We start from the raw sequence: 21,401 nt of genomic DNA, 5'->3' as shown, positions 1-21,401 counted from the left end.
GAAGACATGATGATGAATATCGCCTTACTGGCCCAATCGATGCAAGGGACACCACAAAAAGGCGGGGACGCGAGTGCGACCCCGACCGGACAGTTTTTAGAATTGCTCTCGGCCATGCTCGGAACGACGCCGACCGCGTCGCCTGAAGCTATGGCTGTTCCGGAAGACGAAGCATCGCTCCCGCTCGAGAACGTATCGAATCGGTTAGAGCAGTGGCTTCAACAGCCGGATAGCCTGCAATGGTTAAAGTCGTTGCCGGCCGATGCGTATCGAAAGTTCATGGATGCCTATATCGGGATTTTGAATCAAGTCGCCCCGGAACCTGCAATGGCCAAGGCCCCGGACGCAATCCCTGCCCTGCTAACGAGTCAAACGGCAGCGCCGACGCTCTCGTTCACGCTCACGAAGAAAGAGACGGACACACTAGTCCAAACGGTACCGGTCGATCAAGTAGAGGAGAACGTGCGCATTATCCAGCAAGTCGTTGCGCAGTTTAAAGGGACGCTCGGACAGACCCCAAAATCTATACCCGATGTAATGCAAACTGAAACGCAACCCGTACAGGTACGACAGTCGATCAAAGACACCGACTGGATGCCGAAAAGTATGACGTGGTCCAAACCAAGCATCGACTCTGAGATGGTGATGTACGCCTCGAAAGGCTCACTGCCTGAGAACATGCAGGCTCGGATCGAAGCGGCCTTGCAACGGGCCCCGTTCAAGAGTGGGGCCGATGGGTCGAAAGTGTTCACGGTCCGCCTGTATCCGGAACAGTTAGGGGAACTTGTCGTCAAACTCGAACGGCAAAACGGGGAACTCGTCGTCAAGCTGTTTGCGAGCAACCAAGAAGCGAAACAGTTATTGCAATCGCAACTAGGTCAGTTGCAACAAACGCTCCAGCCTGCGAACCCGAACGTCCGCGTCGAGGTCAACTTGACCCAACAAGCGCTAGAGACGAAAAACTCGAGCTTCAATGAGTTCGACCAACCTGAACCAGAACAGCATGAACAACCGAAAGGAGACCCTGACGATGACGACCATCCAGCCGAAGACGAATGATTACACGCTCCCGGATCAATCGATGCCGAAAGCGACGAACCAATACGATCAAAGTATGTTCTTGAAACTATTGCTCGCCCAGCTCGCGAACCAAGACCCGATGTCACCGATGGAAGACCGTGAGTTCATTTCCCAGATGGCTCAGTTCTCTTCTCTCGAACAAATGCAGACAATCTCGAAACAACTCGACTCGGTGCTCGTCGACCGACAAATGGCCTCGATTTCAGAATTCAGCAATATGATCGGACAAACGGTCGCTTATACAAATGAAACAGAAACCGAGACGATTAAAGGGACGGGACGTGTTGTTTCAATCTCGAAGACCGAAGCCGGCTATGTGGCCGACCTTGAAGACGGAACGTCCGTCAACGTGTACAACATCACTTCCATCAAATCAGCATAGGAGGATTCATCATGTTAAGAGCAATGTACTCAGGAATCAGTGGGTTAAAGAACTTCCAATCGAAGCTTGATGTCGTCGGGAACAACATCGCCAACGTCAACACGTTCGGTTATAAAAAAGGGCGCGTCACGTTTAAAGACCTCGTCAGCCAACAGGTCGGCAGTGCGACGGCGGCGAACGGTTTGAGTGGCGGGGTCAACCCGAAAGAAGTCGGTCTCGGGGGCACGATGGCAACCGTTGATAATGTCTATAACCAAGGCGCCATGCAAAACTCTGGTCGAGCGCTTGACGTCGGAATCTCAGGTGAAGGATTCTTCGCCTTGGACGTAAACGGGCAGACGCAATACACGCGGGCCGGTAACTTCTACACGGACAACGCAGGCGACCTTGTGAACGGGGATGGGGCTTATGTCCAATCAATCGGTGGCGGGCGCATCAATATCCCGGCTGGGGCGAAGTCGCTCTCAATCGGTAAAGACGGACAAGTCAGCTACGTCGATAACGCCGGGGCTTCGACAGTCGTCGGTCAAATCCAAGTCGTCACGTTCGCCAACAACGCCGGATTGTCAAAAGTCGGCGCGAACAACTTCATTCAATCGCAAAACTCGGGATTGCCGCAAGTCGGTGTTGCTGGACAAGATGGACGTGGCGAGCTCGTCTCGGGTGCACTCGAGATGTCGAACGTCGATTTGTCTGAAGAGTTCACAGAAATGATTGTCGCCCAACGTGGTTTCCAAGCGAACACACGAATCATTACAACATCGGACGAGATTCTCCAAGAACTCGTCAACTTGAAACGCTAATGATTCACGTCACAACGCTCCGGGGTGAAGAACTTGTGCTAAACGCCTTGTTCATCGAGACGGTCAAAGCCGAGCCCGACACGATCATTCACTTGTATAACGGAAAGACGTATATCGTCAGCGAGACGAAACAACAAATCATCGACCGGACGACGGCGTTTTATGCCTCGATCGGTTTGGTTGGAACGATAGGCATACGAGGTGAAGAAGATGAGTGAAGAAAAACAAAAAGGCGGCGCCATGAAGATGGTGCTCATCCTGTTAGTCGTCCTGCTCGTCATGGGCGGGGCAGGATTCATGACTTATAAATACTTGTTTGGTGACAACGTGACGGCGAAGACGAAACCCGTCACCGCCGAAGAGTTGGCCGAACGTAGCTTCACGACGGACGATATGACGACGAACATCCAAGATGAGCGTTTCATTAACGTCCAGTTCACGATCGTGACCGATGCCGCGGAGACGAAAGAAGATCTCGAACTTCGAAAGTTCCAAGTGCATAACGTCATCCTCGGCGACTTGGCCGGTATGACGAAAGCGAAGCTCACGACGAAAGAAGACATGCAGAAATTTGAGCAGTCGCTCCGTAAACAATTAAACGGGCTGTTGGAGTCAGGTGAGGTCCAACGAGTCTATATGACGAAGAAAATCATACAGTGAGGTGGCATCATGGGAGAAGTCTTATCTCAACAAGAAATTGATGCCTTGCTATCGGCGTTAAGCAGTGGCGACGTCGAAGCCGACTCCTTTTTGGCCCAGGAAGAAGAGCGGAAAGTCCGGCAGTATGACTTTAAACGGGCGGTCCGATTCTCGAAAGACCAAATCCGAAGCTTGACCCGGATTCATGAGCATTTCACACGGATGCTGACCACGTTCTTCTCGGCCCAGCTCCGGACATACGTCCAGTTCACGGTCAACTCGGTCGAGCAGCTTCCGTATGACGAATTCATTCATTCCATTCCGAGCATGACGATGATCAACTTGATTGAAGCGCCCCCACTTAATGGCCGCTTCATCATCGAGGTGAATCCGAACATCTCGTACGCGATGCTCGACCGCCTACTCGGCGGTCCCGGGGTCGAGATTGAAAAAGTCGAGAGTTTCACGGAAATCGAGATGCGCATCTTGACGCAATTATATAAACGAGCGTTTTCAGGATACGGAGATGCCTGGGAATCGATTGCCGAAATCAAGGCGGAAATGACAGCCGTCGAGGTCAATCCCCAGTTCCTTCAACTCGTGTCACCAAACGAGACCGTCGTTCTCGTCTCGATTGGTGTCACCATCGGCGAAGTGAGCGGGACAATCAACGTCTGCTTACCGTTCGTGACGATTGAGCCGGTGTTATCGAAACTGTCGAGTCATTACTGGATGCAAGAGGCCAATCGCCGCAATGCGAGCGGGAACAGCAAAGAACCGCTCAAAGCCCAGTTGATGAACTCGTCGGTCGAGGTCGTGTCCCTGCTCGGGGAGACGACGATCACGTTCGGTGACTTATTGCATTTAGAGGTCGGGGACTGTTTGACCCTCGATCAATTGGTGAAAGACCCGTTATCGATCATGGTAGGGGAAAATAAAGTGTTCAGAGGGCAAGTCGGTGTGAGCGGGAAGCGGATGGCGGTCCAAGTGCTCCACCGGGTGAAGGAGGAAGAGCAATGAGTGAGATGTTGTCACAAGATGAAATAGACGCGTTATTGCGCGGGACGAGCGAGCCGTCAAAACCTGAGACGAATCCTGAAGAACATCTTGATTCGATGGAAAGCGACGCCTTAGGGGAGATCGGGAATATCTCGTTCGGTAACTCAGCGACGGCGCTATCGACGTTACTGCAACAAAAAGTAGAAATCACGACTCCGATCGTCAGTGAGGTCACAATCGATGCGCTCCGTGAGCGTTATCCGACGCCGCACGTGGCACTTCGAGTCGGCTATACAGAAGGCTTGAAAGGCGAGAACGTGCTCGTATTGACACGTGAAGACGCCGCCATCATCTCAGACTTGATGCTCGGTGGAACTGGGATTGGAGTCGATCCGGAAGGACTCGATGAAATTCGTCTTTCAGCCGTCCAAGAGGCGATGAACCAAATGATGGGTGCGGCAGCGACATCACTGTCGACCGTATTCTCGAAAAAGATTGATATTTCACCACCGCTCGTCGAAGTGTTCGATGCGACGAAGAACCAGACGATTATCGACCGCCTCGAGCTTTGGGAGACGATGGTCTTAATCGAGTTCAACTTGAAGGTCGGTACGTTAATCGATTCGAAAATCGTTCAAATCGCCCCGGTCCAGTTCGGGAAACAACTCGTCAACGAACTGATGGCCGCCACATCGCCAGCACCTGTCGCACCAGCTCCGGCAGCTGCCCCGGCCGCACCGAAACAGGAAGCGCCGAAGGCACCGGCTCCCGCCGCCCAACAACCGGTTCGTCCGGCAGCGAAGTCGGTACCGGAAGTCGCGGTCAGCCAAGCCGAGTTCATGCCGCTCCACGCACCGGCGACGAACGACTCGATTCCAGCGAATCTGGGATTGTTGTATGACGTTCCGCTCAACGTGACGGTCGAACTCGGACGGACGAAACGTTCGGTCCGAGAAGTGCTCGAGCTGTCACAAGGTTCGATTATCGAACTCGATAAGTTGGCCGGTGAGCCGGTCGATATTTATGTGAACCAACAACGGATCGCCCGCGGCGAAGTCGTCGTCATCGAAGAGAACTTCGGCGTCCGTGTAACAGAAATTATCCAACCGCACGAGCGGATTGGCATCGTTTAAGGAGGAAGAACAATGAGTGCAAAAATTTTAGTGGTAGATGATGCGGCGTTCATGCGCATGATGATTAAGGATATCTTGACAAAGAATGGATTTGAAGTCGTCGGAGAAGCGGAGAACGGTGTCGATGCAGTCGCGAAATATCGTGAGCTCATGCCCGATCTCGTCACGCTCGACATCACGATGCCAGAAATGGACGGCTTGGCAGCTTTGAAAGAAATCCGCGGGTTCGATTCGAACGCGAAAGTAATTATGTGTTCGGCGATGGGACAACAAGCAATGGTTATCGATGCGATTCAAGCAGGAGCAAAAGACTTTATCGTCAAACCGTTCAACGCTGAACGCGTCGTCGAGGCAGTCTCAAAAACGGTCGCACAATGAACAAGTGGTGGTTGATTATCCTTCTCGTGGCTGGGTTATTCGTCCCGGCCACGGTCGAGGCCGCCACCGTCGACCAACAGTTCGAACAGCAACAACCAGACACGAAAGAGGAACCGGTCACATCGGCCGTCTCATCGGTCGGCACGGCCATCAAGCTCATCTTGAGCCTGGTCGTCGTCATCGGCGGGTTCCTCGTCCTCGTGCGATGGTTGAATGCACGGACACAAGGCGTGAAATCGGCTCAGCATTTGACCCATCTCGGTGGTGTCCCGCTCGGCAAAGACCGTTCGGTGCAACTCGTCAAGCTCGGTGAACAAGTGTACGTGCTCGGTGTCGGCGACTCAATTCAATTGCTCGACCGGATTGATGCCGAAGCGATGGACGAGGCGGCACTCGATGCCCCGACCTTGAACCAGTCGAACTCGTCGGCTTTCCTCGACACGTTTAAACAACAGTTGGCCCAGATTGAAGAAGTGAGGAAGAAACGATGACGACGATTGAACAATTAATCAACTTGGAGACGCCAGACAGTACATCGACCTCGATCAAATTGTTGGTCGTGCTCACCTTGCTCACGCTCGCGCCATCGTTTTTAATCTTGATGACTTGTTTTACACGGGTCGTCGTCGTGCTTTCGTTCATCCGCCCGGCACTCGGAACACAGCAGACGCCGCCGAACCAGTTGATTATCGGGCTCGCCCTGTTCATCACATTGTTCGTCATGTCGCCTGTACTTTCTGAGTTGAATGATCAAGCGTTGTCGCCATATATGAACGACGAAATCAGTCAAGACGAGGCGTTCGAAGAGGCGGGAAATACGATGAAGCGGTTCATGGCCCAATATACGCGCCAAGAGGATTTGCAATTATTCATTAAGTATGGGAACTATGAGCAACCTGAGTCGGTCGAAGATGTCCCACTGCTCGCGATGGTCCCGGCCTATGCGATTAGCGAGTTGAAAACGGCGTTCCAAATCGGGTTCATGATTTTCTTGCCATTTTTGATTATCGATATGGTCGTGGCGAGTGTCCTCATGTCAATGGGGATGATGATGCTTCCGCCGGTCATGATCGCATTACCGTTCAAATTGTTACTGTTTGTGTTGGTGGATGGATGGCACTTGATTGTGGAGTCCTTGCTTAGAAGTATGTAGGAGGAACGAATATGACGCAGGAAATGGTCATTTATTTGGCGACGGAGAGTGTGTGGACGTTATTGAAAATCTCGATGCCGCTCTTATTGATTTCGCTCGTCGTCGGTCTCGTCATTTCGATTTTACAGGCGACGACACAAATTCAAGAGCAGACGCTATCGTTCGTCCCAAAGATCGTCTCGGTCTTTATCGGGCTTGTCGTCTTTGGACCTTGGATGCTGCAACAGATTGAAGGGTTCACCCGTTTGATTTTTGAACTGATGGTCGAGGTCGCCTCGAAATGAACGTGGTCGATTTCATCAGTCTCTATGGATTGACGTTCGCCCGTCTTTCCGGCTTCTTCGTGAGCGTCCCGTTATTTTCATCCCGGCAACTGCCGGTCATGCACCGCGTCGCGTTCAGTGCCTTTTTAGCGTACTATGCGATGTTCACGGTGACAGAGCCGCTCGATCTCGGCCAAGCCTATATTTTGCAGGTATTGTACGAAGTATTGATTGGGTTGGTACTCGGTATTTTGATTAACATTTTATTCTTCGCGCCCCAGATTGCGGGTGGCGTCATCGATTTACAGCTTGGACTCGCGATGGCATCGGCCTATGACCCGATGTTCGGAGGGCAGTCGCCGCTGATTGGTCGATTCTATTATATTTTTACGTTGTTTATCATGCTGTCGAGCAACTTACATCTGTTGCTGATTGATGGCATCTATTATAGCTTTCAAATTTATCCGCCGGGTCAGCCGATCATCGACTTTAGCGAAGCGTCACTCATGATGGCCGTCAAGGTCGTCACGATGACGATGATGGTCGCCCTGCAACTTGCCTTTCCGCTCATGGCGTCGCTCTTGCTCGTCGACATGGCGCTCGGGTTCTTGGCGAAATCGGCGCCGCAGTTCAATATTTTTGCAATCGGATTTTCATTCAAGCTGATTGCGGGATTTTCGGTCATGGTCGTCATGATGGGCTTGACCTTGAACGGCATCAGCCAATTCATCCCGATTCTACAAGAAGTGTTACGTGATTTTATGACTGTGCTAGGAGACGCCTCATGAAGCCTCTATATACCTTATCGGTCGATCTTCAATTTTTTGCAGGAGAAAAAACCGAAAAAGCAACACCACGTAAACGAGAGGACTCGCGCAAGAAAGGTCAAGTGGCCAAGTCGGCCGATTTGACTGGTGCCTTCGCCTTGTTCGCGATGTTTCTCATGTTATCGTTCTTAGGACCGTATCTCGGCAAACAGCTGTTCAGTGTGACGAAGGATTTGCTCGGTCCGAGCTACTTGTTGTTCGATCTGTCAAACGGATTGTCCGGTATGCTCACCGACCTGTTGCTTCGTGTCGGACTGATCGTGGGCCCGTTCTTCGCGGTCGCCGTCATTTTCGGGATTTTAATCAACTATCTTCAAATCGGGACGTTGTTCTCGGCGGAAGCGATTCAACCGAAACTCGAACGAATCGATCCGATTAAAGGGGTCAAACGGATTATCAGTATGAAAGCGGTCGTCGAATTTTTAAAGTCCTTATTCAAATTATTGATTATCCTGACGACTGCCGTCGCCGTGCTCTGGCAGAATCAAAAAGAACTGTCCCGCATGGCGGTCGAACATATCCGTGAATCGGTTATCGCGCTCGCTCATATCACAATCGAACTCGGACTATGGGTGAGTGTGGCCTTGCTCGCGCTCGCGTTGCTCGACTTCTTCTATCAACGATTCGACTTTGAGAAATCGATTCGTATGTCGAAGCAAGATATTAAAGACGAGTATAAGAATAGTGAGGGTGACCCGCTCATCAAGTCAAAAATTAAACAACAACAACGGGAAATGGCGATGCGCCGCATGATGCAAGAAATTCCGAACGCGGATGTCGTCATCACCAACCCGACCCATTATGCCGTCGTTATCCGTTACGACGACACGAAAGACTTCGCGCCGCTCGTCGTGGCCAAAGGGGTCGATCGCGTCGCCTTCAATATCCGAGACGCGGCCAAAGAACATGACATCCCGATTGTCGAAAACAAACCGTTGGCCCGTGCGCTGTACGCCCAAATGGATATCGGGGAAGTCGTTGACGAGTCGTTTTATCAGGCGATCGCCGAAGTGCTCGCATTCGTCTATCAATTGAAACAACCGTCTTGAGGAGGAGTATGTGTTGGCTGTAAAAGCTAAAGATTTTGCGGTATTGATCGGCGTGCTATTAATCGTCGTCATGCTCGTCATCCCGTTACCAGGGTTCATGTTAGATTTCTTAATCATTGTCAATATACTGATTGCGTTGCTCATTTTGCTCGTCGCGATGAACGCCAGGGAAGCACTTGATTTCTCTGTCTTTCCGTCGCTGCTCTTGATTGTGACGCTGTTCCGGCTCGGATTGAACGTGTCGACGACACGTTCGATTTTATCGACCGGGTACGGCGGGGAAGTCATTGAGACGTTCGGTCACTTCGTTGTCGGCGGGAATATCCTTGTCGGATTCGTCGTCTTCCTCATCCTCGTCATCATCCAGTTCGTCGTCATCACAAAAGGGGCCGAGCGCGTATCCGAAGTATCGGCGCGTTTCACCCTCGATGCGATGCCGGGGAAACAGATGGCCATCGATGCCGATTTGAACTCGGGATTGATTGATGATAAAGATGCGCAAATCCGTCGGAAAAAGATTCAAAGCGAAGCCGACTTTTATGGATCGATGGACGGAGCCTCGAAGTTCGTCAAAGGGGACGCCATCGCCGGGATTATCATCGTTGCCATCAACTTGATTTTCGGAATTATCATCGGTACCGTCCAAATGGGTCTTCCAGTCGGTGAGGCGTTCCAGACGTTCTCCCTCATGACAATCGGGGACGGGCTCGTCGGTCAAATCCCGGCGCTCCTCATCTCGACGGCAACCGGGATTATCGTCACGCGTGCCGTCTCGGACGGGAATCTCGGCGAGGACGTCGTCGATCAGCTCGGTCAAAACCCGACGCTGCTCTATATCGCCGGCTCAATCGTCATCATGCTCGGCTTTATCTCGCCGAGTCTGCTCCCAGTGACGCTCATCATTGCCGGCGCCACGTTCTATGGCGCCTATACGATGCGTCGCAATTTGAAACGGGTCATCGATACGCCGTTACCTGAAGAAGAACCATCGGCACCGACCGAGACGGTCGTCTCGCTGTTACAGATTGATGCTATCGAGTTCGAGTTCGGCTACGGACTCATTCCGCTCGCCGATGAATCGCAAGGCGGCGACTTGCTCGACCGAGTCGTCATGATTCGTCGTCAGCTCGCGCTCGAACTTGGGTTCATCTTGCCGACAGTACGGATTCGCGATCATCTGCAATTGTCACCGAACGCATATCGCATCAAAGTGAAGGGCAACGTCGTCGCTGAAGGCGAGCTCTTGCTCGATCATTACTTGGCAATGAGTCCTGGGATTGAAGATCCGGAAGTATATGGGATTGAAACGACGGAGCCGGCGTTCGGTCTCCCGGCGTTATGGATTGATGAAGAGACGCGCACCCGCGCAGAGATGAGCGGGTATACCGTCGTCGATCCGCCATCCGTCGTGGCGACACATTTGACGGAGACGCTCAAGAAACACGCTGCCGACCTGCTCGGCCGTGAAGAAACGAAACAGCTCGTCGAGCATTTGAAAGAGACACATCCGGTGCTCGTCGAAGACGTGACACCATCCGTCCTGTCGATTGGAGACATTCAAAAAGTGCTCCGTCATCTGTTGAAAGAACACGTCTCGATTCGCAATTTACCGCTCTTGTTCGAGACGATGGCCGACTATGGCAAAGTGACGAAAGACGCGGACATCCTCGGCGAATATTGCCGACAAGGTCTGTCGCGTCAATTGACGGACCAAGTCAGTCCGCCCGACGGACCACTCTACGTGGTTACGCTCGGCGGCCAGACCGAACAGCTGATTCAAGACGCCGTTCAAAAGACGGAGTTCGGCAACTATTTGGCGCTCGACCCGGAACAAGCGCGCGAGATTATCGAACGCTCGGGCGAGCAGCTGTCGATGTTCGAACGCTACGGGGCATCTGCCGTCATTCTCTGTTCGCCGACAATCCGCCTATTCGTGAGACAATTGCTCGAACGGTATTATCCGGATGTGCCGGTCCTCGCCTACAACGAACTGCTCAGCTCGATTGAAGTGAAAAGTATTGGGGTGATTTAAGTGCAAATCAAAAAATATACAGGCAAGACGATGGCGGAAGCGATGGCGAAAGTCAAACAAGAATTTGGCGACGACGCCGTCATCTTGAATTCGCGCCAAGTGAAGAAAGGGTGGCTCGGCTTGTTCGCCTCACAACACGTCGAGGTCATCGCCGCGCTCGAGAAAGCACCACTTGCCGTCAAACCACGTACGGTTGCGAAGCCGGTCGCGGCAACGAAACCTGAACCGGCACCAAGACGTCAACCGCAGCCACGGAACGTCGTGAGCGCTGCACCTGACATGTCGGCAGCGAGACGGTTGCCGGCACCACTCGCACACGTTGAAGCACTGCTCGCGTCCGAATCGTTTCACGGCGAGTCGTGGGACGAAGCGATTCAGGAGCTGTATTACACGACAAAATCGGTCGAAGCCGTCGAGCGTTACGTCCGCGACCAAATCCAAAATTCTTTCTTGCCTGTACCGGAACCGAAGCGGTACATGATGCTCGTCGGTCCGACCGGTGTCGGCAAGACGACGACGCTCGCGAAACTAGCCGCCCACTATAAGCTCGAGCATGGACTCTCGGTCGGCCTCATCACGACGGATACGTATCGAATCGCTGCCATCGAGCAGTTGAAGACGTACGCCGAGATTCTAGACATCCCGGTCGAGGTCGCCTACGATTTTGATGATTTCAAGCGGGCGAAGCAGCTGTTCGCTCGAAAAGACATCATTTTGATTGATACGGCTGGCCGCAATTTCCGCGACGAGGCGTATGTTGAGCAGTTCGAGCGGCATCATGACTTTTCGGAGACGAGTCTCTCGCTCGTCCTCAGCTTGACGTCAAAGATGCGAGACATGGAAATGATATATCGTCAGTTCGAGCCGTTGCCGCTCGGGTCGCTCATCTTCACGAAAGCGGACGAGACGAGCGACATCCATGCGATGTATCGGATGGTTCGCGAAAGTGGGTTGCCGGTCGCTTGGCTGACGGATGGACAAGAAGTGCCTGACGACCTCGTCAACGGGGATCCTTCCCGGCTGACGGATCGGTTGCTTGAGAAAGAAGGGTGGACCCAATGGACCAAGCAAGACGTCTAAGGGCGAAAACAGAGACCCCACCGACGACGATCGCTTTCGCGAGCGGGAAAGGCGGGGTCGGCAAGACGAACGTCTGTGTCAATACGGCCATCGGCCTCGTCGAGCTTGGGAAGCGCGTGTTAATCGTCGATCTCGACATCGGGATGGCGAACGTGCATATCTTGTTGAATGCCTCGAGATCACGGACGATGATGGATTCGGTCAAAGCCCGAATTCCGCTGGCCGCCTCGGTTCAGAAAGGTGTGCATGGTGTCGATATATTACATGGGGGGAGTGGACTTGATGAACTAGTCCAATTCTCACATGCCGATATGCAATTTTTTATGCGTGAACTCGAAGTGCTCACTGAATACGATTATGTCCTGTTCGACATGGGGGCCGGGGCGACCGACACATCACTTCAATTCATTGAAGGATGCGATGAGATGTTTCTCATCTTGACGCCTGAACCGACCTCGCTCATGGATGGGTACGCCTATACGAAGCTGGTGCATCGACAAAGCCCAGACTTACCGCTCGGCGTCATCGTCAATCGGGCCCAATCGGGTGAGGAAGCGCTGCAATGTTTTGAACGAATGGAAGTTGCGTGTGAGCAGTTTTTAAAGAAATCGATTCGATTCCTCGGGTATTTACCAGATGACGCCACGGTCAGACGAGCGGTCATCGCCCAAGTCCCGTTTTACCATTTGGACCGAAAAAGTGATATCAGTTGGCGGTTAGAGCGGATTTTAACGACATTGACCGGGACACCGCCGAAACCGCGTCATTTTATGGAGCGCTTGATGGGGAACTTGAAACGTCAGTGGAACCGAGTCTAACGACAGGGAGGCATTATAGATGGACGTGAACGAATACTTAGGATTGTTTTTAGATGAGTCGCAAGAACATATTCAATCGGTGAACACCCAACTGTTAAAACTTGAACAGACGGGCAGCCAAGAGGCGATTCAAGAGATTTTCCGCTCCGCGCATACGCTCAAAGGAATGTCGGCGACGATGGGTTACGAGAGTGTGGCCAACTTGACACATGAGATGGAGAGCGCGCTCGACTTGGTTCGGGCCGGTAAGAAAGAGAGCAACCAGCTATTGCTTGACACGATGTTCTCAGCAATGGAACAAATCGAAGAGATGATCGCTAATATCGAGACTGGCGGCCGAGGCGCGAACGTCGATGTCGCTGCGACGGTGTCTGCGTTCCAGTCGTTCATTGGCAGCACGCCAGAGGCGGCTCCGACGGTCGAATCCAACGTCTTCACAGCCGACCTTTATACGGATTCGGTCATCACACAAGCGAAAGAGACGGGCTTCGAGGCGTTCCAATTGCACGTGAAACTATCCGATGCCGTCGTCTTGAAAGCGGCGCGTGCCTATATGGTATTCGATCGCCTGCAAGAACTCGGCGAGGTCGTCCGGACGTTACCGGAAACCGAGGCCATCGAACAAGAGCAGTTTGAGCTATCGTTTGACGTCTTGATCGTGTCGCAAGAGACGGCCGACGTGATTGAACACGCCGTGTCCCAAGTGTCAGAAGTCGAGCACGTCCTCGTGACGGTGTATACGAGTGCATCGAGTGAACCGGAAGTCGCCGTCAGTGCCGAGACCGTCGCCGTCGCTGAAGCGAAACCGAAAGTCGAGGCGGACGAGCCGAAAGAACAGGCCGTCGCCCAGGCGAAGACGATTCGCGTCAACTTGGAACGGATTGATCGTTTAATGAACTTATTCGAAGAGTTCATTATAGACCGCGGTCGTCTCGAGCGGCTCGCCGACGAAGTCGGACAGCCTGAATTGAACGAGACGGTCGAGAAAATCAAACGCGGGACGAACGAACTCCAATCACTCGTGCTGACGCTCCGAATGATGCCGATCGAGCAAGTGTTCAACCGCTTCCCACGCATGGTACGTTCGGTCGCGAAAGACATCCATAAAAAAGTCCAGCTTGAGATCACGGGCGCGGAAACGGAACTCGATCGGACGGTCATTGATGAGATTGGCGACCCGCTCGTTCACTTGATTCGCAATGCCATCGATCACGGCATCGAACTACCAGAAGTCCGTGTCGCAGCCGGGAAACCGGAGCAAGGGAGTCTTGCACTCCGGGCTTACCATGGCGGCAACCGTGTCTTCATTGAAATCGAGGACGACGGGGCAGGGATCCATGTCGATAAAGTCCGGTCGAAAGCGCTCGAGCGCGGCGTCATCACGCCGGAAGAAGCGACGGCGATGACCGATAACGAAGTCGCTATGCTCATCTTCGCCCCAGGCTTCTCGACGGCAGATGTCGTCACCGATTTGTCTGGTCGCGGTGTCGGTCTTGACGTCGTGAAAAACAAAATCGAATCACTCGGAGGGGTCGTCACGCTCGAGACGGTCGTCGGACAAGGGACGAAATTCCAAGTCAGCCTTCCGCTCACGCTGTCCATCATCTCGGCGATGCTCGTTCAAGCCGGTGAGGAGACGTACGCCATCCCGTTGTCATCGATTCTTGAGACGACACTTCTTGACGAGGCCGACATTTTGACGGCCCATCGCGAACGTGTCTTCGATTTCCGAGGTCAGCTCGTCCCGCTCATCTATTTAAAAGAAATGTTTGCGATTGAGACGGAAACGAAGACGCAATTCCCGGTCGTCGTCGTCCGTAAAGGAAATAAACTCGTCGGCGTGGTCGTCAACGATTTGATTGGCCAACAAGAGATTGTCATGAAGCCGCTCGGTACGTATCTCGAGGGCATTCCGGCCATCTCTGGTGCGACAATACTCGGAGACGGGCGTGTCGCCTTGATTGTCGACAGCAACGATCTGTTCTAAGGAGGAAGAAGGATGGAACAAAAATGGGTAGTCTTTTCACTGGGAACGAACACATACGGGATCGATGTCCAGTCGGTCCGCTCGATTGAACGAGTACAACCGGTCACACGCGTCCCGAACGCACCGGCTCACGTCAAGGGCGTCATCAATTTGCGCGGTGTTGTCACGCCGGTCATCGACCTTCGCCTCCGCCTCGGGTATGAGGCGATTGAACCGACCGACGAGACACGGATTTTAATCGCCTCGCTCAATCAAGGCGATGCCGGTTTTATCGTCGATCGCGCCAACGAGGTCGTGGAAAGCGAGGACGTTCGTCTCGAGCCGATTCCTGAATCGAGTCGAGACATGTTGTCGGCTCATTTGACGGCGATTGCGAAAGGGGAGGACAAACTGTTCTCGCTTCTCGACGCCAATGCGTTGTTCGAGGAACAACATGCTGAGTGAGTTCGAGCAAGATTTATTGAAAGAACTTGGCAATATCGGATCAGGCCACGCAGCGACGGCATTGTCGACGCTCTTGGCCAAGCCGGTCAACATTACCGTATCCTCGGCCGAGATGGAACCGATCACGTATCTTCCGGAACGGGTCGGCGGTCCTGAGCGTCACGTGGCATCCGTGCTATTAGAGCTCGGAGGCGACATCAGCGGCATGATCCTCATCTTATTCCCGGTCGACGACGCCGAGATGATGGTCTCATCACTTATCGGGAGCGGGTTCACGTTCCAAGCGGCCGATGAACTCGGTCAGTCGGCATGGGAAGAGATTGGGAATATCATGAGCGGGGCCTACGCCCGGGCGCTCGGCGATTGGTTAAATACACCGATCCCGATTCACGTCCCGGCGACAGCGGTCGACATGGCCGGTTCGATCGTCGAATTCGTCGTCACATCGGTCCAGCCCGAAGAAGATGCGGCGCTCTATATCGATACGACGTTCCGCATCGACGGAAAAGTAAGTGCCGGACATGTGTTGTTCCTACCGACGCACGGCTCGCTCGAACGGATTAAGCAGCGGTTGATGGGCCATGGCTGAAGTACTCAAAATTGGGATTGCAGAATGGAAGCAGACGACGGCGCCGAACAAGTTGCGGACGGCCGGGCTCGGTTCGTGTGTCGGGGTTATCCTGTACGACGTCCGGCTCCAAGTCGCGGCGATGGCCCACGTCATGTTGCCGGATTCGGCGATCGCCCGCAAACATCAAACGATCGAAGTAGGGAAATATGCGGATACGGCCATCGATGCTCTCGTCGCTTCATTGAAACGGGCTGGGGCCGGTCGGTTGCAAGCAAAGATGGCCGGCGGCGCCCAAATGTTTCAATTCAAATATGAGAATGAGGCGATGCGCATCGGGGAACGAAATGCCGAGGCCGTCCGCAATGCGTTAAAGGCGCACCGGATTCCGCTCATCGCCGAGGACTGTGGCGGACATAATGGGCGGACGATTGAATTTGATGTGGCGACTTGCGTCCTCTCGATTCGAACGGTCAGCGTAGGAACAAAGGAAATTTAGGGGGGATCGACATGACGACTCAACTTACCGAGTTGTGGGATCGTTGGAATACTGACCGCGATATGGATACGGCGAATGAACTATTGACGCACTATGAGTTCCTGATCCATTATCACGTGCAACGAATGATCGTGACGCTCCCGAAGAGCGTCGAACGCGACGAATTGAAAAGTTTGGGTTACATGGGATTGTACGATGCCCTCATGAAATATGATCCAGAACACAACAACAAGTTTGACACGTACGCGGCGTTTCGGATTCGGGGCGCCATCATCGATGGACTACGGAAAATCGATTGGTTGCCGCGATCGGTGCGTGAACGGGTAAAGAAGATTGACCACGTCGCCGAACAGCTTGAACAGAAGCTGCACCGGGCTCCGACGAAAGAAGAGCTGGCGCACGCGTGCGAACTGCCGGTCTCAGAAATCGAGAAAGCGATGGCGGAAGGATACTTTGCGAACATGTTGTCAATCGATGAGGCGGTGACGCTTCAAGAGGAAGGCACGGTCATGTCCGTCACGTATTTCGACCCCGATTCCGAAAAACCGGAAGATACGCTTCTGCAGCGCGAGCTGCTCGATGTGTTGACGAACGAGATTGAGCATTTATCTGAGAAAGAACGGCTCGTCGTGTCGTTATTTTATTTCGACGAGTTGACGTTGACGGAGATCGGTGAAGTGTTGGAACTCTCGACGTCCCGCATCTCACAAATTCATTCCAAGGCGCTGAAGACGTTGAAGCTTGCGCTCGGACGTTCCTATTTAGAAGAAAAGACATCGTGAAGGAGGGATGGAGATGACCGTCGTCTATATCGGAATCGCCTGTATCGTCGCGTACGGACTGTTGATTTTGTTTCGTCAAGTCCAGGCGCTGACGGCTCGTGTCACGCTGCTCGAACAGGAGAAGCGTGAGACCGAGGCCCTCCTGTTGTCGTTCATGGAATCGATGAACGATGTCGTGAAACACCCTGCGCCATCGAGCGAGGAATCGGCTGTGGAACCTGCACTTGAGGATTCGCCGATGGAGGCACCGTCGTCCCGTGAGCGCCAACAGGCACCGCACGTCGAGGACGTTTTACTGAACCATTCGGTCCGAGAGACGGCCCGACTGCTCGGAAAAGGTGAGGGAGAAGTCGCCCTTTATGCCAAACTTCGCAAAAAGTGAGAGTTGCCGGATTGCCTGACATATGCTATAGTAATTTTCGGTGTTAAACACATCACACACGTCTCGGGATGGTATTCCTCGGTGCCGAAAGGTCGGAATACAACGATGAACGAGGCGGAGGACTTTTTTAAACCACAAGGAGGAAATTTATCATGGCAGTAATCTCAATGAAGCAATTGCTCGAAGCTGGTGTACACTTCGGTCACCAGACACGCCGTTGGAACCCAAAAATGGCGAAATACATCTTCACGGAGCGTAACGGAATCTACATCATCGACCTTCAAAAAACGGTCAAAAAAGTAGACGAAGCTTACAACTTCGTTCGTGAACTCGCGGCAGAAGGCGGAAACGTCCTCTTCGTAGGTACGAAAAAACAAGCTCAAGACACGATCAAAGAAGAAGCACTCCGTTCAGGTATGTACTTCATCAACGAGCGTTGGTTGGGTGGAACACTCACAAACTTCTCAACAATCAAAAAGCGTATCAACCGCTTGAAGCAGCTTGAGAAAATGGAAGCTGACGGTACGTTCGAAGTACTTCCTAAGAAAGAAGTCATCATCTTGAAAAAAGAAATGACACGTCTTGAGAAGTTCCTCGGCGGAATCAAGGACATGCCAGGTGTTCCTGATGCCCTCTTCATCGTTGACCCACGTAAAGAGCGTATTGCGATTGCAGAAGCTCACAAATTGAACATCCCAATCGTTGCGATTGTCGACACAAACTGTGACCCAGACGAAATCGACTACGTCATCCCAGCGAACGACGATGCGATTCGTGCGGTTAAATTGCTCACTTCTAAGATGGCAGACGCGATCATCGAAGCGAAGCAAGGCGAAGAAGAAGTAGCTGAAGAAGCAGTAGCTCCAGAAGCTGAAGCGACAGAAGCTGAGTAATCGGTCAGACAACAGGTGATAAAGGGAAAGCCTTTTATCACCTTTTTTTAGGACACGTATATGAAGCCTTAGTGCTTTTTCTTAAAAATTCGTAAGTTTTACAAGGAGGAATTTCCGATGGCAGTTACAGCAGCAATGGTAAAAGAACTTCGTGAAAAAACAGGCGCAGGTATGCTCGATTGCAAAAAAGCACTCACTGAAACAAATGGTGACATGCAAGCGGCAATCGACTTCCTTCGTGAAAAAGGGATCGCTAAAGCAGCAGCTAAAGGCGACCGCATCGCAGCAGAAGGTTTGACGGCAGTAGCGGTTGACGGCAACAAAGCTGCGCTCGTCGAAGTTAACTCAGAAACAGACTTCGTTGCGAAAAACGAGAAGTTCCAAACACTCGTTTCAGACGTGGCGAATGCAGTTCTCACTTCAGGCGCGACAACGGTTGAAGCAGCACTTGCTTCTGAGTTCGTAGCAGGTAAAACACTTGAAACGCACATCCAAGAAGAAGCTTCGACAATCGGAGAGAAAATCTCACTCCGTCGTATCGCAGTTCTTGAAAAAGCTGACGATGCAGTCTTCGGCACGTACCTTCACATGGGTGGACGTATCGGTTCGATCGTCATCATCGACGGGACAACAGACGAGACAGTTGCGAAAGACGTTGCGATGCACGTCGCAGCAGCACGCCCACTTTACGCGACACGCGACGAAGTATCGGCTGAAGAAGCAGACCGTGAGAAGAAAGTCTTGACTGAGCAAGCCCTCAACGAAGGCAAGCCTGCTAACATCGTCGAGAAGATGATCGCGGGACGTATGAACAAGTACTTCGAGGAAATCTGCCTCGTCGACCAAACATTCGTTAAAGACGCTGACTTCAAAGTTGGGAAATACGTAGAGTCTAAAGGCGGCCGTGTCAACTCATTCGTACGTTTCGAAGTTGGAGAAGGTATGGAAAAACGCGAAGAAAACTTTGCTGAAGAAGTAATGAACCAACTTAAAAAATAATCTGCATCACCCGTGATGCAATCAAAATTGGGAACACGTCTGTATAACCTTGAGTTAGTTCGTTAAGGGAGCGTGTTCCCTTTTTTCAAGCAAGAGGAGGCAAAGTATGGAACCGAAATATAAGCGAATTGTGTTAAAATTGAGTGGAGAAGCGCTCGCAGGAGATCAAGGGTACGGGATTGACCCGGCCATCGTCAACTCGATCTCTGGACAAATCAAAGAGTTGGTCGCCTTGGGCGTTGAAGTAGCCGTCGTCGTCGGAGCCGGAAACATCTGGCGCGGGAAGACGGGCAGCGAACTCGGCATGGACCGGGCGAATGCCGATTATATGGGCATGCTTGCCACGGTGTTGAACTCGCTCGCACTTCAAGATAGCCTTGAATCGAACGGTGTCCAGACGCGCGTCCAAACCTCAATCGAAATGCGCCAAGTGGCTGAACCGTACATCCGTCGTCGGGCGATGCGTCACCTTGAAAAAGGTCGAGTCGTCATCTTCGCGGCAGGGACGGGGAACCCGTACTTCTCAACAGATACGACAGCAGCACTCCGCGCAGCGGAAATTGAAGCTGATGTCATCCTGATGGGTAAAAACAACGTCGATGGTGTCTATTCGGCGGATCCGAAACTCGTTCCGGATGCGGTCAAATACGACACGCTCACGTACTTGGACGTCTTAAAAGACGGACTCCAAGTGATGGATTCGACAGCCACATCACTATGTATGGACAACCATATCCCACTGATTGTATTCTCATTGCTTGAAGAAGGAAACATCAAACGTGTCGTACTCGGGGAACATATCGGGACGGTAGTAGGAGGAATCAATTCATGAGTGTTAATGACGTATTGAAAACTGCTGAAGAAAAGATGGAGAAAGCCCATTCTGCCTTGAAACGTGATTTCGGGACACTTCGTACGGGACGCGCGAGCGCGTCAATCTTGGACCCGGTCCAAGTCGACTACTACGGCGTACCGACTCCGCTCAACCAAGTGGCGAACATCAACACTCCGGAAGCGCGTCTACTCTTGATTCAACCATGGGACAAATCGATGGTGTCAGATGTCGAGAAAGCGATTCAAAAAGCCGACCTCGGCCTCTCGCCGTCTTCTGATGGGACGGTCATTCGTCTCGCGATCCCAGCTTTGACAGAAGAGCGCCGCAAAGAGCTCGTGAAGGTGACGAAAAAATATGCGGAAGAAGCGAAAGTAGCTGTCCGTAACGTTCGTCGTGACGCGAATGAAAACTTGAAGAAGCTTGAAAAAGATGGGGACTTGACTGAGGACGACCTTCGCGGTTACGCGGATGACGTTCAATCGTTAACGGATTCGTACATCAAAAAGATTGATGAATCTGCAGCGACGAAAGAAAAAGAAATCATGGAAGTGTAATCACGGAAGTGGTATACCAAAAAGCTGTGTGGGGACCCTTTTACTGAGAGGGTCCCTCTTTCATACAATCAGGAGGATAGAGTATGTTTAAATGGGTGAATCCTAAAACAAAAACCGAGGCGGAACTGAGCATTCCCGAACACGTCGCCATCATCATGGACGGCAACGGCCGTTGGGCGAAGAAGCGTGGGCTCCCTCGCATCATGGGTCACCGGGAAGGGATGAAGTCGGTCCGGGAAGCGGTGCGCACCGCCCAAGAACTCGGCATCCGTTCATTGACGCTGTATGCGTTCTCGACGGAGAACTGGACGCGTCCTGAAGAAGAAGTCAACTTCTTGATGAAATTGCCGAAGCAATTTTTAGAGACGGATTTAAAAGAATTGGATGAACAGAACGTTCGCGTGCTCGTCGCAGGCGATGTGACAAAACTGCCACGCGGGACGCGAGAAGCGGTCGATGAGGCACGGACACGGACGGCGACGAATACGGGGCTTGATCTCGTCTTTGCGCTCAACTATGGCGGACGTGATGAACTCGTTCAAGCGATGAAACAAATCGCGAGTGATGTAGCGCACGGTACGATTCAACCGGACGAGATCGATGACGTCATGATTGGTGAGCGTCTCATGACGAACATGCAAGACGTTGATTTGATTATCCGCACGAGTGGGGAACAGCGCCTCTCGAACTTCTTGCTCTGGCAAGGGGCTTACGCTGAACTACATTTCACGGACGTGTTATGGCCTGAGTTTAAACGGGACCATTTCGTCGAGGCGATTGAAGCGTATAACGCGCGGACTCGCCGGTTTGGCGGGGTGTGAC

General features: G+C 52.4%; 27 protein-coding genes. All 27 read left to right on the top strand.

The annotated features are described in order from the left end of the window. The first annotated feature begins 12 nt into the window (after positions 1 to 12). The 27 genes from KNP72_RS04335 (at position 13) to KNP72_RS04205 (ending at position 21,400) form a co-directional block, all read left to right on the top strand. Positions 13 to 1,059, top strand: coding sequence for a flagellar hook-length control protein FliK (locus tag KNP72_RS04335; RefSeq protein ID WP_251128876.1), 1,047 nt, complete (start codon positions 13 to 15; stop codon positions 1,057 to 1,059). After that, complete coding sequence (locus KNP72_RS04330) at positions 1,031 to 1,462, top strand: flagellar hook capping FlgD N-terminal domain-containing protein (RefSeq protein WP_214832315.1); 432 nt, start codon at positions 1,031 to 1,033, stop codon at positions 1,460 to 1,462. Before KNP72_RS04335 ends, KNP72_RS04330 begins: the two co-directional genes overlap by 29 nt. Positions 1,463 to 1,473: 11 nt before the next feature. Further along, positions 1,474 to 2,265, top strand: coding sequence for a flagellar basal body rod protein FlgG (gene flgG / locus KNP72_RS04325; protein ID WP_214832314.1), 792 nt, complete (start codon positions 1,474 to 1,476; stop codon positions 2,263 to 2,265). Beyond that, entirely contained in the window at positions 2,265 to 2,483 is a 219-nt protein-coding gene (locus KNP72_RS04320) for a flagellar FlbD family protein (RefSeq protein WP_214752225.1), read from the top strand. Before flgG ends, KNP72_RS04320 begins: the two co-directional genes overlap by 1 nt. Beyond that, complete coding sequence (locus KNP72_RS04315; RefSeq protein WP_021067128.1) at positions 2,476 to 2,925, top strand: flagellar basal body-associated FliL family protein; 450 nt, start codon at positions 2,476 to 2,478, stop codon at positions 2,923 to 2,925. Before KNP72_RS04320 ends, KNP72_RS04315 begins: the two co-directional genes overlap by 8 nt. Positions 2,926 to 2,934: 9 nt before the next feature. Further along, entirely contained in the window at positions 2,935 to 3,924 is a 990-nt protein-coding gene (gene fliM / locus KNP72_RS04310; RefSeq protein ID WP_214832313.1) for a flagellar motor switch protein FliM, read from the top strand. Further along, positions 3,921 to 5,036 carry a flagellar motor switch phosphatase FliY gene (gene fliY / locus KNP72_RS04305; protein ID WP_214832312.1) on the top strand — a complete coding sequence of 372 codons (1,116 nt, stop codon included), beginning with the start codon at positions 3,921 to 3,923 and terminating at the stop codon, positions 5,034 to 5,036. The genes fliM and fliY overlap by 4 nt, the downstream gene beginning before the upstream one ends. A 12-nt stretch (positions 5,037 to 5,048) precedes the next feature. Continuing rightward, entirely contained in the window at positions 5,049 to 5,414 is a 366-nt protein-coding gene (locus tag KNP72_RS04300; protein ID WP_021067131.1) for a response regulator, read from the top strand. Further along, on the top strand, positions 5,411 to 5,905 hold the full coding sequence (locus KNP72_RS04295; protein ID WP_021067132.1) for a flagellar biosynthetic protein FliO: 495 nt from the start codon (positions 5,411 to 5,413) through the stop codon (positions 5,903 to 5,905). Before KNP72_RS04300 ends, KNP72_RS04295 begins: the two co-directional genes overlap by 4 nt. Beyond that, the gene (fliP, locus tag KNP72_RS04290) at positions 5,902 to 6,567 is read left to right on the top strand and encodes a flagellar type III secretion system pore protein FliP (RefSeq protein ID WP_214832311.1); all 666 of its coding nucleotides are present in this window, start codon (positions 5,902 to 5,904) and stop codon (positions 6,565 to 6,567) included. The genes KNP72_RS04295 and fliP overlap by 4 nt, the downstream gene beginning before the upstream one ends. Positions 6,568 to 6,578: 11 nt before the next feature. Next, positions 6,579 to 6,851, top strand: coding sequence for a flagellar biosynthesis protein FliQ (gene fliQ / locus KNP72_RS04285; RefSeq protein ID WP_021067134.1), 273 nt, complete (start codon positions 6,579 to 6,581; stop codon positions 6,849 to 6,851). After that, positions 6,848 to 7,618: a flagellar biosynthetic protein FliR gene (gene fliR, locus KNP72_RS04280; RefSeq protein ID WP_214832310.1), complete on the top strand. Its 771-nt coding sequence runs from the start codon at positions 6,848 to 6,850 to the stop codon at positions 7,616 to 7,618. The genes fliQ and fliR overlap by 4 nt, the downstream gene beginning before the upstream one ends. Beyond that, on the top strand, positions 7,615 to 8,706 hold the full coding sequence (gene flhB / locus KNP72_RS04275; RefSeq protein WP_214832309.1) for a flagellar biosynthesis protein FlhB: 1,092 nt from the start codon (positions 7,615 to 7,617) through the stop codon (positions 8,704 to 8,706). Before fliR ends, flhB begins: the two co-directional genes overlap by 4 nt. Before the next feature lie 13 nt (positions 8,707 to 8,719). Further along, positions 8,720 to 10,738, top strand: a complete 2,019-nt coding sequence (gene flhA, locus KNP72_RS04270) for a flagellar biosynthesis protein FlhA (protein WP_021067137.1) — start codon at positions 8,720 to 8,722, stop codon at positions 10,736 to 10,738. After that, positions 10,739 to 11,818, top strand: a complete 1,080-nt coding sequence (locus KNP72_RS04265) for a flagellar biosynthesis protein FlhF (protein ID WP_214832305.1) — start codon at positions 10,739 to 10,741, stop codon at positions 11,816 to 11,818. After that, the gene (locus tag KNP72_RS04260; RefSeq protein WP_214832303.1) at positions 11,797 to 12,636 is read left to right on the top strand and encodes a MinD/ParA family protein; all 840 of its coding nucleotides are present in this window, start codon (positions 11,797 to 11,799) and stop codon (positions 12,634 to 12,636) included. The genes KNP72_RS04265 and KNP72_RS04260 overlap by 22 nt, the downstream gene beginning before the upstream one ends. 19 nt (positions 12,637 to 12,655) lie before the next feature. Next, positions 12,656 to 14,623 (top strand): chemotaxis protein CheA, encoded by a 1,968-nt coding sequence (locus KNP72_RS04255; RefSeq protein ID WP_214832302.1) that lies wholly within the window; start codon positions 12,656 to 12,658, stop codon positions 14,621 to 14,623. A 12-nt stretch (positions 14,624 to 14,635) separates the two neighbouring features. Continuing rightward, a complete protein-coding gene (locus tag KNP72_RS04250) occupies positions 14,636 to 15,067 on the top strand; it encodes a chemotaxis protein CheW (protein WP_029595691.1) in 432 nt (143 codons plus the stop codon). After that, positions 15,057 to 15,656, top strand: coding sequence for a chemotaxis protein CheC (locus KNP72_RS04245; protein WP_021067142.1), 600 nt, complete (start codon positions 15,057 to 15,059; stop codon positions 15,654 to 15,656). The genes KNP72_RS04250 and KNP72_RS04245 overlap by 11 nt, the downstream gene beginning before the upstream one ends. Beyond that, the gene (locus KNP72_RS04240) at positions 15,649 to 16,134 is read left to right on the top strand and encodes a chemotaxis protein CheD (protein ID WP_021067143.1); all 486 of its coding nucleotides are present in this window, start codon (positions 15,649 to 15,651) and stop codon (positions 16,132 to 16,134) included. The genes KNP72_RS04245 and KNP72_RS04240 overlap by 8 nt, the downstream gene beginning before the upstream one ends. A gap of 11 nt (positions 16,135 to 16,145) precedes the next feature. Beyond that, positions 16,146 to 16,916, top strand: coding sequence for a FliA/WhiG family RNA polymerase sigma factor (locus tag KNP72_RS04235; protein WP_214832300.1), 771 nt, complete (start codon positions 16,146 to 16,148; stop codon positions 16,914 to 16,916). 13 nt (positions 16,917 to 16,929) lie between these two features. Beyond that, positions 16,930 to 17,298, top strand: a complete 369-nt coding sequence (locus KNP72_RS04230; RefSeq protein ID WP_214719423.1) for a hypothetical protein — start codon at positions 16,930 to 16,932, stop codon at positions 17,296 to 17,298. Positions 17,299 to 17,450: 152 nt separating this feature from the next. Then, positions 17,451 to 18,191, top strand: coding sequence for a 30S ribosomal protein S2 (gene rpsB, locus KNP72_RS04225; protein ID WP_021067146.1), 741 nt, complete (start codon positions 17,451 to 17,453; stop codon positions 18,189 to 18,191). A gap of 117 nt (positions 18,192 to 18,308) precedes the next feature. Next, positions 18,309 to 19,190: a translation elongation factor Ts gene (gene tsf / locus KNP72_RS04220; RefSeq protein ID WP_214719421.1), complete on the top strand. Its 882-nt coding sequence runs from the start codon at positions 18,309 to 18,311 to the stop codon at positions 19,188 to 19,190. Between the two features lie 106 nt (positions 19,191 to 19,296). Beyond that, positions 19,297 to 20,022, top strand: coding sequence for a UMP kinase (gene pyrH, locus KNP72_RS04215; protein WP_021067148.1), 726 nt, complete (start codon positions 19,297 to 19,299; stop codon positions 20,020 to 20,022). Further along, the gene (frr, locus tag KNP72_RS04210) at positions 20,019 to 20,579 is read left to right on the top strand and encodes a ribosome recycling factor (protein ID WP_021067149.1); all 561 of its coding nucleotides are present in this window, start codon (positions 20,019 to 20,021) and stop codon (positions 20,577 to 20,579) included. The genes pyrH and frr overlap by 4 nt, the downstream gene beginning before the upstream one ends. A gap of 83 nt (positions 20,580 to 20,662) precedes the next feature. After that, the gene (locus KNP72_RS04205) at positions 20,663 to 21,400 is read left to right on the top strand and encodes an undecaprenyl pyrophosphate synthase (RefSeq protein ID WP_021067150.1); all 738 of its coding nucleotides are present in this window, start codon (positions 20,663 to 20,665) and stop codon (positions 21,398 to 21,400) included. Position 21,401 lies beyond the last annotated feature (1 nt).

Origin of the sequence: Exiguobacterium sp. s152, from assembly GCF_018618335.1 — a bacterium.
In the GTDB taxonomy this organism is placed as follows: domain Bacteria; phylum Bacillota; class Bacilli; order Exiguobacteriales; family Exiguobacteriaceae; genus Exiguobacterium; species Exiguobacterium chiriqhucha.
The sequence above is the reverse complement of the archived record's forward strand: the minus strand, read 5'-3'. Positions and strand labels throughout refer to the sequence as shown.